The sequence below is a fragment of the Nitratifractor salsuginis DSM 16511 genome (assembly GCF_000186245.1).
Lineage (GTDB): Bacteria > Campylobacterota > Campylobacteria > Campylobacterales > Sulfurovaceae > Nitratifractor > Nitratifractor salsuginis.
In genome coordinates, this window is the sequence record NC_014935.1 from 340,857 (window position 1) to 353,932 (window position 13,076).

Annotated in this window: 11 protein-coding genes; all 11 read left to right on the forward strand. The window is 49.7% G+C overall.

Annotation, left to right across the window (positions count from 1 at the left end; translation table 11 throughout):
* The 11 genes from NITSA_RS11670 to NITSA_RS11235 all read left to right on the forward strand — a co-directional run bounded on the left by NITSA_RS11670 (position 1) and on the right by NITSA_RS11235 (position 12,990).
* On the forward strand, positions 1 to 1,635 hold the full coding sequence (locus NITSA_RS11670) for an efflux RND transporter permease subunit (protein WP_013553302.1): 1,635 nt from the start codon (positions 1 to 3) through the stop codon (positions 1,633 to 1,635).
* Positions 1,635 to 3,368, forward strand: a complete 1,734-nt coding sequence (locus tag NITSA_RS11675; RefSeq protein ID WP_013553303.1) for an efflux RND transporter permease subunit — start codon at positions 1,635 to 1,637, stop codon at positions 3,366 to 3,368. The genes NITSA_RS11670 and NITSA_RS11675 overlap by 1 nt, the downstream gene beginning before the upstream one ends.
* 113 nt (positions 3,369 to 3,481) lie before the next feature.
* Positions 3,482 to 4,045 carry an elongation factor P gene (efp, locus tag NITSA_RS01725; protein WP_013553304.1) on the forward strand — a complete coding sequence of 188 codons (564 nt, stop codon included), beginning with the start codon at positions 3,482 to 3,484 and terminating at the stop codon, positions 4,043 to 4,045.
* Positions 4,046 to 4,131: 86 nt separating this feature from the next.
* Complete coding sequence (locus NITSA_RS01730; protein ID WP_013553305.1) at positions 4,132 to 4,692, forward strand: DJ-1 family glyoxalase III; 561 nt, start codon at positions 4,132 to 4,134, stop codon at positions 4,690 to 4,692.
* Between the two features lie 144 nt (positions 4,693 to 4,836).
* Positions 4,837 to 5,949 (forward strand): pyridoxal phosphate-dependent aminotransferase, encoded by a 1,113-nt coding sequence (locus NITSA_RS01735; RefSeq protein WP_013553306.1) that lies wholly within the window; start codon positions 4,837 to 4,839, stop codon positions 5,947 to 5,949.
* Between the two features lie 1,004 nt (positions 5,950 to 6,953).
* On the forward strand, positions 6,954 to 10,019 hold the full coding sequence (locus NITSA_RS10745) for an RHS repeat domain-containing protein (protein ID WP_052296594.1): 3,066 nt from the start codon (positions 6,954 to 6,956) through the stop codon (positions 10,017 to 10,019).
* A complete protein-coding gene (locus NITSA_RS01750; protein ID WP_013553308.1) occupies positions 10,004 to 10,534 on the forward strand; it encodes a hypothetical protein in 531 nt (176 codons plus the stop codon). The genes NITSA_RS10745 and NITSA_RS01750 overlap by 16 nt, the downstream gene beginning before the upstream one ends.
* A gap of 75 nt (positions 10,535 to 10,609) precedes the next feature.
* Positions 10,610 to 11,434 (forward strand): RHS repeat-associated core domain-containing protein, encoded by an 825-nt coding sequence (locus tag NITSA_RS10750; RefSeq protein ID WP_083799737.1) that lies wholly within the window; start codon positions 10,610 to 10,612, stop codon positions 11,432 to 11,434.
* 10 nt (positions 11,435 to 11,444) lie between these two features.
* Positions 11,445 to 11,711, forward strand: coding sequence for a hypothetical protein (locus NITSA_RS01760; protein ID WP_148224919.1), 267 nt, complete (start codon positions 11,445 to 11,447; stop codon positions 11,709 to 11,711).
* Positions 11,712 to 11,797: 86 nt separating this feature from the next.
* Positions 11,798 to 12,448 (forward strand): RHS repeat domain-containing protein, encoded by a 651-nt coding sequence (locus tag NITSA_RS11550; RefSeq protein WP_013553310.1) that lies wholly within the window; start codon positions 11,798 to 11,800, stop codon positions 12,446 to 12,448.
* Positions 12,449 to 12,528: 80 nt separating this feature from the next.
* Positions 12,529 to 12,990, forward strand: coding sequence for a hypothetical protein (locus NITSA_RS11235; protein WP_169308520.1), 462 nt, complete (start codon positions 12,529 to 12,531; stop codon positions 12,988 to 12,990).
* Positions 12,991 to 13,076 lie beyond the last annotated feature (86 nt).

Here is a 13,076-nt window from a genome sequence, read left to right on the forward strand (position 1 = left end):
ATGATCTCCTACAAGCCCAAAGATATCGCAGGAAAGCTGGCGCTGGCATTCCTCAAGAACCCTTTGACGCTGGTTCTGGGAATTTCACTCTTGCTCTTGGGATTCATTTCGCTGGAAGTGATGCCGAGGGAGGAGGATCCCCAGATCGCTATCTCAGGAGGAGCCGTCATTGCCCCGATGCCCGGAGCAACGCCCCGGGAGATCGAAAACGTCATTGTCAACCCGCTGGAGCGCAAACTCCGTGAAATCAAAGGGATCGACCATATTTACGGCATTGCGATGCACAATGTGGGGATCGTCAATGTCGTCTACAAGATCGGTGAGCGCAGAGAAGACGCCAACCTCAAGCTCTACGATAAAGTGATGCAGAATATGGACAAAATGCCCAAGGGAGTGATGCAGCCGCTGGTCAAACCCTTTGATATCGATATTGATATTCCCATCCTCACCTTCGCTTTCTACCCTCTTGAGGGGCAAAAAGCCGATTATGAAAAGCTCTTTCCCCTCGTTCGGCATATGCAGCAGCGGATCAATGCCGTGCACAATGTGGCCAAGACGACCCTCAAGGGAGAGCACAAGCCCCAATTCAACGTCGAAGTGGACCTGAACAAGCTCAGTGCCTACAATCTTTCCTTGGGGCAGATTATGAAGGCAATCCAATCCATCGCCGTTAACGTCCCCGATGTCAAAGGGCGCACCAAAAGCAAAAAGCTCCTGATCTTTGGTGTGAAGAATGCCATCGAGACCGTCGACGATGTCAAGAATATTATTGTCGCCCAATATATGGGATCGCCTATTTACCTGCGTGATGTAGCAACGGTCGAACGGGGTATCGATTTCCAAAATTTCAAAACCGCTTATGTCGCGTTCAAAAAAGGAAAGAGTGCCGAAGAGATTCGAAAAGCGAAACTCTCTCCCGTCAAAGAGCAGATCACCCTTACCGTCTCCAAGCTGGCGGGGACCAATGCAGTCTTTGTCGCCGACGATGTGCTCAAAGTGATGGCGCAGTATCGGGAGAGGCTTCGTAAATACGGCTTCGGCTATATCGTAACGCGTAATTACGGAAAGCGGGCCAACGATGCTGTCAATGAATTGGTCGATCACCTTCTGGTCACCATTTTGATCATCGCGATCATGCTCGTCTTCGCCTTGGGCTTCAAAGAAGCAATCATCGTCACGCTGACCGTACCGGCGATTTTGGCGGTGACCCTCTTCATCGCCTGGATCAGCGGGCAGACCATCAACCGAATCACCCTCTTCGCCTTTTTGCTCTCCCTGGGACTTTTGGTAGATGCGGCGATCATCGTGATCGAAAACATCCACCGTCATCTCCATAGCCACGACGCACCCGAACGCAGTATGGAAGAGATCCTCGTGGAAGCGACCGACGAGATCGGGGCTCCGACCAACGTGGCAACGCTGGCGATCATTATGACGATGATCCCCATGCTCTTCGTCGGGGGGATGATGGGGTCCTTTATGAAGCCCATTCCCCTCAATGTCCCTGTGGCATTGATCGCTTCATTGGTGGTGGCCTATATCTTCACCCCCTATCTCAGTCTCAAACTCTTGAAAAAGCCCAAAGCCCACCACCATCACCATCACGGGCAAGATGGGAAAGAAGGAGCGAAATGATGAAGCGCTTCGAGAATTTTGTTTATAACATTCTGGAACACAAATCGAAAAAGACTTTGGTGGTTCTGTTGACCCTGTTGGCTTTGGCGGGCTCGGTGGCGATGCTGCCCTTCAAAATCGTCAAGGCCAAGATGCTGCCCGGAAAGAGTGACAATACCTTCTCGGTCTACATCACTACACCGACCGGCAGTTCGATTGATCAAACCTATCAAGTGGGACAATGTGTGGTCGAGGAGCTTAAAAAAGAGCCTGAGATCACCGATATGGAGATCTATGCCGGTATGGGGATCCCCCTCGACTATGCCGGTCTGGTAAAGGGTTCGGGAATGAAGAATTCCGAGAACGTCGCCGAGATCGCCGTAAACCTCACCGACAAGCACGAGCGGGAGATCACCTCCATCGAGATGGTCCACCGCTTGCGTCCGGTGGTAAAAAAAGCCTGTAGCGGCGTCGTGCCCGGTTCCCGTATCCAATTTGTCGAGCAACCCGCCGGTCCTCCGACTCTGGCATCCATCGTCGTCGAAGTGACCGGTCACAATATTCCCAAGATCCGTGAATTGGCCGCTGAAGTGGCCGGGATCCTCAAAAAGACTCCCACGCTGGTCGATGTGGATATTATGGAAGACGATATTTACAAAAAATATGAACTGATTCCCGACAAAGAGAAGATCGCCCGAAGCGGCCTGAGCGTGGATCAGGTCAACAAGATCATCTACCTCGCGTTTGAAGGGATGGCGATCGCTCATAAAAACTCGGCGAACGAGCCGGATCAGATCCAAATCTTCGAAATACTGGATCCCCGCACCAAACTCTTTAAAAGCAAGAGTCTCGACGCTTTGCGGCGCAAGCTCAACGAGCTGAACCTGATGAACAAGAAAGGGATGATGGTTCCCATCAGCGAAGTGGTGACCATCAAAGAGGTCGATTCCAAGCCGAGCATCATGCAAAAAGATCTCCATCGGATGATCAACGTGACGGCCGAGACCGACGAAGAGTCCCAGGTCTATCCTCTGCTCGAGGCACGGGAGCGGATGATCAAGTATTTCACCAAAAAAGGCTACAAGGTGGAAAAAGAGCCCGGGATGTCCACCTATATGTTCGATCTCCATTTGACCGATCCCAAAACGGGCGAGAAGTATCTGCTCCGCTGGGACGGGGAGATGAAAGTGACGTTGGATACTTTCCGGGATCTGGGCGGGGCCTTTATCGGGGCGCTGGTGCTGATTTTCCTCCTACTGGTGATCTATTACAAAAACTACGGTTTGCCCACCATCGTACTGATCGGAAGCTTCCTGAGTATCATCGGGGTCATCGTCGGGCACTGGGTGGCTGATCTGGTGACTAAGGACACCTTTTTCCTGACGGCCACCTCCCTCATCGGCTTTATCGCCCTGATGGGGATCAGCTCACGGAACTCCCTCCTGCTGATTGACTTCGCCAAGTCTCTGATGGAAGCGAGGGGGATGCCCAAGCGCCGGGCCATTGCCGTCGCTTCGGCTACCCGGGCCAAGCCGATTATGCTGACCGCGATCGCCATCATCCTCGGTTCGGCGCTGCTGGCGAGTGACCCGATCTTCGGCGGGCTGGGGGTCGCGCTGATCTCCGGGACTGTCGCGGCGGTCTTCGTTTCGCTGATCTTCGTGCCGGTGCTTCTGGACAATGCCAAATCGATGGAACTCGACGACGACAATCCTCTCCATCACGATCCAAACGACATCTCGATCACGCGCTGAGGCTTCAGGCGTGTAAGAGCGCTATGCTGAAGTGCGCGCTTCCTTCTTCAGACAATAACCGGTACGCAATGAGCAAATTGCTATAATCACCCATATTTTTTCAAGGAGTCATCATGGCAACCATAGGCATGGGCGATATCAAAAAGGGCACCCGTCTCGAGATCGACGGCAACCCCTACAAAGTGATCGAATTTCAACACGTCAAACCCGGGAAGGGAGCGGCTTTTGTCCGGATCAAGATCCGTAACCTCGCCAACGGAAAGGTGATCGAAAAGACGGTCCACGCCGGCGACAAATTCGAAGTCCCCGAACTGGAGTACAAAAAGATGCAGTATCTCTATGACGATGGGGAGATGCTGCAGTTTATGGACAGCGAAACCTTCGATCAGATGGGGCTGACCCACGAGCAGGTCGGTGAAGTCTTCGATTTTATGATCGACGGGATGGAAGCGACGATCCTCTTTCACAAGGGCAAGCCCATTACCGTGGAGATTCCCCAGACCGTAGAGCTGAAAGTGGTCGAAACGCCCCCCAACTTCAAAGGGGATTCCCAGGGCGGGAAAAAGCCCGCCACCCTTGAAAGCGGTGCCGTGGTTCAGGTTCCCTTTCACATCCTCGAAGGTGACGTGGTCAAAGTCGATACCGTCGAAGGTAAATATCTGGAGAAGGTGAAGTAAATCACCTCTCCATTTCTTCTTTTTCTTCATTTCCTCAAATCCGTTATAATATTTCCGAGATCATCAACCGATATAAGGAGTGAACTATGGCACGAGCACTGGTACCTTTGGCTGAAGGATTCGAAGAGATCGAAGGCGTAACGATTATCGATATTTTGCGTCGTGGCGGCGTGGCGGTCGATAGTGCCTACCTGCCGGGTGAATTCGCTACCGACCTGGTGACGGGAGCCAACGGCATTACCGTCCAGGCCGATATCCCCCTCGCCAACGCGGTGGTAGATGAATACGACATCATCGCACTGCCAGGCGGCTGGGGCGGGACCAACCGCCTGGCGGAGAATGAATTGGCCCAGAGCCTGCTCAAAAGTTTCAAAGAGCAGGGCAAATGGGTCGCCGCGATGTGCGCCGCTCCCTATGCGTTGCATGTCGCGGGGGTCCTCAGCCCCAAGTACACCTGCTATCCCGGAGTCGAAGAGCAGATCCGTCCCCAGGACTGGGTCAATGAGATGGTCGTGGTGGATGAGAAGGTGATCACGTCTCAGGGGCCCGGCACGGCGATCTGCTTCGCCCTGGAGATCGTGCGCCAGCTGGTAGGCGAAGAGAGCTATACCACCGTCAAAGAGGGAACCCTGGCCCGCTACTGCTAAGCGACCCTTCGAGACCTGGGGATGCGACTTCAGTAGCACAATAAAAAACTCATCAACTGGGAATCTATTTTAGCGACTAAAGTCGCTCCCCCAGTTTTCTTAACACGTAATACATAGCACGTAACACATTTAAGAAGGATCCCCTTGCGTTATGAAAAGATGACTCCCTTTCGGGTCATGGATCTGGTCCGACAGGCCCAGAATTACGAAGATACGATCCATTTTGAAGTCGGCCAGCCCGATCTTCTCCCGCCTCCCGGCGTCAAAAAGGCATTGCTTGAAGCGGTGGAGAGTGACCGCTACGCCTATACCGAGAGTATGGGACTTTTTGAGCTTCGCAGGAAAATCGCCGCCCACTACCGTCATGACTACGGTGTGGAGGTCGATCCGGCGTGCATTCTGATCACCCCGGGCACGAGCAATGCCTTTCTGGTCGCCTACCTGCTGACCCTGGAAGAGGGGGGCGTTTTGGGCTTGGCCGATCCTTCCTACCCCTGCTATCCAAACTTTGCGGCGATGGTGGATGTGCAACCCCGATTTTTCCCGGTGGACCGAAGCAACGGATACCTTCTGCGCGCGGAGGATTTGGCGGGAAGCCGGCTCGATGCGGTGCACATCTCCTCCCCCTCCAACCCCACCGGAACCCTCTATGATGCGGAGACTTTACGGGATTTGGCCACCTATTGCGAAGGGGAGGGGGTCGCGCTGATCTCCGATGAGCTCTACCACGGCCTGGTCTACGGAAAACGGGCCCACACCGCCCTGGAGTTCAGCCAAGAGGCGATCGTCATCAATGGCTTCTCCAAATACTTCTGTATGCCGGGGCTGCGCATCGGCTGGATGATCGTGCCGGAGCGCCTGATCCGACCGGCGGAGATCATCGCCCAGAATCTCTTTATCTCCGCGCCGACCCTGAGCCAGTATGCGGCTCTGGAAGCCTTCGATTACGATTACTTGGCCCAGGTGCGCGAAACCTTCAAAAAACGCCGGGATTGGCTCCATGAAGCGCTCGATCCCCTGCTGCCTGTGGATGCCCATCCCGACGGGGCCTTTTATCTCTGGTGCGATGCTTCGGCCTATACCGAGGATAGCGACGCCTTCAGCCGGGAGTTGCTGGAAGCGATCCACATCGCCGTCACACCGGGGGTCGACTTTGGAAAGTATGGCACCCAAACCAAGCTTCGCTTCGCTTATACCCGAAGTATCGAGCATATGGCGGAGGGAGTGGAACGATTGAGAAGATATCTTCTCAAGTGAGGAGTGAGGAATTTCGGTAACAATGTGTCATTTCCTTCGACATCCCGTTATCTAAGCCGAAATCCAATTATCAGACCCAAAGATTTTCAAGTGTCCTACATTGTTGCCTCATAGGATCCCTTTAGTCAGATTTTCTATAGATTTTTTCTTGACCCTATCCTATGCATTATGCTAGTGTTGGTTATCTGTAAAAGGAGGAGATGATGATCAAGCTGCGTTGGTTGGTAGAGGTTATTGCATTATTTATAATAACTCTAACATATCTTACAGCATCCGACTATCAAAAAGCATTAGAGTTATGTGAACAATATTATCATTCTTCTCGCGTCTACGTGTATGGATATGCTTATCACACCAAGCCTTATGATGGAGTTTGGGCAGCATGCAGTGGAAATTGCACTATATGTAGTCAAAATCTAAAGGATGTTAATACCACACCGTACTGGACTAATAGAGATGGGGGAAACCATAGAAATATTTCAAAAAATTACACTGAAGGTAATATACCTAAAAAGAATTACTGTTACTACTTTGAGCATTTTGCAGACCATTATTATTGCCAAAAATGTGGCAGCAGTGATTCTAACTACACCGCCCCACAAAATTGGCAACCCAGGCCAGATCTTTACTACCTTAATGGGTGCTCACAAGAAGAAACAGGGAGCATAGAACAATGTGCTGCTCATAAGGGTAAAACTTTCTCCAGGAGGACCAAATGTTGCACAGAAACCACTTGTTTTGTCCCCCGGTGTGAGCAAAAAGACAAAAATTTCCCCCCTCTGGCACAGAACCAACGCACCATCGATACCTGGGGTGAGGGAGAGGACCGCAGCGCACAGTGTTCGGAGAGTGGCGGGAAGGTCCAGGAGGCGCTTTTTAGCTGTAAAAAACGCTACCGCTGTGTCGTCACAACCGATCGCTGCCCTATTGAGCGTTCGGAGCCGATCAACTCCTATGTCGATCCCCATAACCAGAGCTTTCAGGAAGATATCCCCCTTGACGGGGTGGAATATACTCTGCACTACTCCAGCGCCGATATAAACCATAGCGCCTTGGGGTCGGGTTGGGATCTGAGTATCGATGCGCGCTTGTTTGATCAGACCCTCTATCTGGGCAACGGGGTGATCCTGGCGGTCAAGCCCGTTCAGGAAGGTACGCGGCGGGTCGTGAGCCTCGGAGGGAAAGAGTGGCACTTCAATGCCGACGGCGCCCTGGAGATGATCCGTGACGCTTATACCCAAACCCCTCTGTATCGGCTCTTCTATGATTCGGACGGCCATCTGGTGAAGATTGTCGATTCGAATCGGCAAACGACACGCATCGTCTATAATGGCGACGGAATCGCTACGGCCATCGTCGCTCCCACCGGACAGAGAACACTCCTGGATATCGACGCCCAGGGGGACCTGGCGGAGGTGCAGTATGAAGACGGTAGTAGCTACGCCTTTGTGTATGACCGACACCGGATGACCGAAGAGATCGATCCCAACGGCAACAGCTTTGAGCATTATTATGACGAGGCGGGTCGAATTGTCAAGGTGGTCGATGCCGAGCAGGGGGAGTGGGACTTCGCAACGGAGTATGGCCCCGATGGGATTCGGCGCACCGTCACCCGGGCCGCCGGCGATACCGTGACCTATGCCGAGGAGCTGCTCAATAACGGTTGGCTGCACTCTACTGTTACGCTACCCAGCGGGGAGCGCATCTCCTACGGCGGATCGTTGGATGAGCGTGAAGACAGGCTCGAGGATAGCTGTGGGATGCAAAGCCGTAGCCTCTTTAGGCAAAAGAGTGACGGCTCCCTCTACAAAGACCCCTTGACCCACCGCCGAGAGCTCAAACAGCGCGCGCTAAGCACCCCGTCGGGTTTGAATTACACGGAGCGTTTCGAGACACGATACAGCTACGATAGCCAAGGAAACCGGCTGCTCGGGCGCACCCGGACACTTGGCACCCCGCTGGGGACTTCGACACTCACGACCGATTACCGGCACCACCGCGTCAAGATCAAATCAGCCTCGGGTAAACACAGCGAAATCGATTATGATGCTGCGATGCGCAAAGTGCGGCGCATAAAACCCTGGGGGCTCAAAGCAATCCGTTACCGTTATGACAAGGCGGGAAGAGTCATCGAAGAGAAGATCGGCAGCCGCCGTATCCGCTACCGCTACGATGATCGGGGTAACCTTGAGAGCGTCACCGACCCGCTGGGCCGAATCACCCGCTACGTTTACGACCTGCGGGGGCGGGTGACGGAGATCCACTATCCGGATGGCTCAAGCGAATCTTTTAGCTATGACGCCAACGGCAATCTCCTCACCCGGACCGTCCCCACCTCTGCGGAGCATCACTTCGCCTACAACGGCGTCAACCGACCCGTCGGCTATACCGACCCCGAGCAACGAAGCACAACCTACCGCTACGACAAGCAGCGCCGGGTCATCGGCATTGATAAGCCCAGCGGCAAAACGATCGATTTGCGTTATGCCGGCGGCCGCCTGGAGTCTATCGAGACCCCCGAAGGGAGCACCGTCTATGCCTACGCCTGCTCCGATCACCCCCGAAGCATCGTCCGCGGCAATGAGCGGATCGATCTCCGCTATGACGGGGTCCTTCCTCTTGAAGTCAGCCTCGGCGGTACCCTGAGCCAAACGATCAAGTACCGCTACGATGGGCGCTTCCTGCCCGTGGAGATTTCGTACGCGGGCCGAAGCACCGCGCTGGAGTATGACCCCGACGGCGCCCTGGTTCACAGCGGCGACTTCACAATAACGCGTAAGGGGAAAAAGAGGCTGCGCCTGAAGATCACAGACGGCCGCTATACCCTCAAAAAGGATTTTAACGGTTACGGGGAACTTAGCTCCAGCCGGGATGGGACCCTGAAACTCGGGCTCGTGCGTAACCAAGCCGGTCAAATCATCTTCAAATTCGAGCAGCTTCACGGCCGCTTCGGATTCTATTTCTACCGCTACGACAAGCGGGGCCGGCTCACCAAAGTGAGAAAAGGACTTCGGGTAGTCGAATCCTATACCTATGACGCCAACGGCAACAGAAAAAGCGCGACCCTCTACGGCAAACACTATGAAGGCAGCACCACCCTTGATGACGCTCTGCAGGTCTATGGGGATAATACTTACCGATACGATGAAGACGGTTACCTCATAGAAAAGACCACGCCGCAGGGAACGACGACTTATACCTACAACACTCTGGGGGCCCTTACGGAGGCAGACCTGCCCGACGGCACGCGAATTCACTACCTTCTTGACCCCCTCAACCGCCGGATCGCCAAAGAGGTCAACGGTACAATTACTCAAAAATATCTTTGGGCAGATCTTACTACACTTCTTGCTGTTTATGATAAAGATGACAACTTGGTACAACGCTTCGAATACGCCGGAGAGCGTATGCCCGTGGCGATGAGAGACGCCAACGGCAAGAAGTATTATCTGCACTACGACCAGGTCGGCAGTCTCAGAGCCGTCACGGACAGCAGACACCGACTCGTCAAAGCGATCCGCTACGACAGCTATGGTAATATCCTAAGAGACAGTAACCCGGGATTTAAAGTCCCCTTCGGCTTCGCCGGAGGGCTTTACGACTCTGATACGGAGTTAACACACTTCGGCTTCAGAGAGTACGATGCCTTCACCGGCAAGTGGACAGCAAAAGACCCGCTCCTCTTCGGAGGAGGGGACAGCAACCTCTACGGGTATGTGCTGGGGGATCCGGTGGATTTGGTGGATCCAAGTGGAAAAGTTGCTGTTGTTGATGATATTGTAATTGTAGGTATTGCATTTTTAGGAGCGTGGGCAATATATGAAGCTATCCCACATGCACGAAATCTCGTGAATCAGGCAAATAGTTATTTACCTGATTGGCTCAATAAACAATTAGATGATCTCATTAACAAGAACACACAAACCAAGGAAAAAGAAGCAAAAAAGAATAGTAACAAACGAAATGATTGTATCGAGCAATGTCTTTATCTGTTGGAAAGATATGGTGCAGATGAATTTAATAAATGTGTTAGTGAATGTGAAGAGGAAAAAGCATGCAGAGAGGATTGACAAGTAGACAGAAGCAGAAAATTATTGCTTTTTCTGCGTATTCAAGCTATCAAAAGTTAATGTTTCTTGCTTCGGTATTTTCCTTTGATAAGGGATCTGATGTTGATGACTTGGTAGCAAAATTAAAAAAAGATATATTAGAGATATCCGCCAGAATAAGTTACGAAATACTTTATCAAATATGGAATGAGTCGCCTGAAATAGAGAATGACACAAAAATGATATTCGAAAATCTAAAAATTTCAAAAAATGGGAATGCCAGAAAGATAAAATACATTGATTCAATTGAAGAAGCTAGAATAATTTCATATTTAATCACAAGTGCCTACAATGACCTTGGGGGAAGACTAGTGCCAGACATAGTCAAAGCTGACGAAAGTAGAATTTCTAAAGCTGTAATCGAGCAGTCAAAAAATATAATTATAAATCTCTTAACACCATTGTTCAAAAAATTCCCGGAACTAAAAATGGAAAGTGATAAGATATATAATTTATTTGGCGTTTTCCCTTTATAAGATGGGGCTACGAAGTGATCGTAATCGTAGGCATCTTCAAAAAATATCTAAAGACCTTAAGACCTCGTAACCCTCCTGGCCGTCTATGATGCAGAGGACCGTCTGCTCCAACGCTTCGAATACGCCGGAGAGCGTATGCCCGTGGCGATGAGAGACGCCAACGGCAAGAAGTATTACCTGCACTACGACCAGGTCGGCAGCCTCAGAGCCGTCACGGACAGAAGACACCGACTCGTCAAAGCGATCCGCTACGACAGCTATGGTAATATCCTAAGAGACAGTAACCCAAGATTCAAAGTCCCCTTCGGCTTCGCCGGAGGTCTTTACGACTCTGATACCAAATTAACACACTTTGGATTTAGAGAGTATGATGCCTTCACAGGCAAATGGACTGCCAAAGATCCGCTCCTCTTCGGAGGAGGGGACAGCAACCTCTATGGGTATGTGCTGGGGGATCCGGTTAATTTGGTGGATCCGTGGGGTTTGACCGATGTCAACTCCGGGGGAGGAGGAGGTGCCGGATTTATGGCCGGCTTTGGTGGAGCGAACGTCCATTTCCATATCAACTGTAGTTCTAATGGATGCTTTAAAGTAACAACCATTTGCGGGAGAGTCGGCCTGGGTATTGGATTCAATGTTGGTCTAGAAGGAAATGCGGGTATCGATCCTAACGGCACATATGGCAAAGATTGTGACGGAGAGCCGAAAAAGTGTACATACGATTGGAGCTTGGGAATTGGAGGGGATTTGCACTTTGGAGCTTTTGGCACAGGAGGTAGTATTGGATACGGCTCTTCGGGCGGAAGTGCAATATTGGATTTGGGAATTCCTGAAACCGGTTATGGTTTGGATATTGGCGGTGGTATTGAAGCTTGTCTGATTATTACATGTCCATTGTAATTATTTAATCATGAAAAAAATGAAAACCTCAGATAAGAAATTTGCTTTTTTTATTTGGATTGAAATATTTTTGATTTTAATTTTTGCAAATTTTGAGACGACAAAACCCTTTATAAAGTATATGTTATTTATGTTTTTCATGACAGTAATTTATGGATATGCTAGGAGAGGTTTTATTAATTATTTTAGAATAGAGAATGATTATGTAAAATATATATTAGTGATGGGTATTCTTTTTTTTATTATTGCGTTATTATTTACAGCGATTACTTGGTAAAGAAGCAAGGCAAGATAACAATATGGTATGATAATTGATTTTCCCCAAAATTCAGGTCTAAATCTGAATAGGGATCATTTACTATAATGGACACGAACGGTACAAAGTATTACCTGCACTACGACCAGGTCGGCAGCCTCAGAGCCGTCACGGACAGGAGACACCGACTCGTCAAAGCGATCCGCTACGACAGCTATGGTAATATCCTAAAAGACAGTAACCCGGGATTTAAAGTCCCCTTCGGCTTCGCCGGAGGGCTCTATGACAGAGATACGAAGCTTGTCCACTTCGGCTTCAGAGAGTACGATCCCTTCACCGGCAAATGGACCTCCAAAGACCCGCTCCTCTTCGGAGGAGGGGACAGTAACCTCTATGGGTATGTGCTGGGGGATCCGGTGGATCTGGTGGATCCAAGAGGAACAGACTGTATAAGCAAATGTTTATTAAATTATCCCGGTTCATGGATATATTTGGGCTCCTTGTCCCCACTTGCAAATTTAAAAACGCCATCAGAATTCGCAAGTGCGCGAAGGAGAAGTCCTAATGCTTCTCCATGGACTAGTGTGGATAGAAGATTTGGGTTAAAACCAAGAGGAGGAGCCATTACGAGAGGAAAACCCATAGGAAAATTGGGAACTATTGCCATTGGTATCGGGGCTTTTTCAACAGGGTATTTTTTGGGTGCTTTGGCGAATTGTTCATTAAAATGTAACGGTTATTGTAGTAGTCTGAAATGATATATCTAATACTCATTTTCACCGTTGTGATCTTTGCACTTATTTATGACAGATTGAAATATACTAGTGTACGAGATTGGATGTCGGAAATTGAAAAGCATTTTGCGGAAATCTGCAAAAAAGATATTAGTTATATTCCCGAGGAATATAATCTATTATCAAAAAAGCAAAAACACTTTCTTGACAATCTATCAAAATACTTGAATTGTGAAAAACTCCCATATCTGTTGGATAAAAAAATCTATAATATATTTTGTCTTTCCATAAAAAATATAAATATTACCTTAAATAAATTTCTTTTTAGGCATAATAATCATTACTGTTCGCATGCTGTTTATGATTTGTTGTATTTTATAGACAGGCAATATCAAAAATACATAGAAATAAACAAGGATATAAATCTTCATGCACTCAATACTAAGTTGTTTGGTAAAGAGAAAATCGATGATGAAGAATTATTGCATACAATTTTGGATATGACTTTAAAAGATTTTGTAATAAGATTTAGTGTTTTATGCAATTACGATACCAATCAAACCTAATATATCACATAATCCAAGAATCTTAGTCGCCATAGGGTAATCCCCCCGAAAAACCACTCTTCCCGTAAATAGGAGTCAGACGTTGA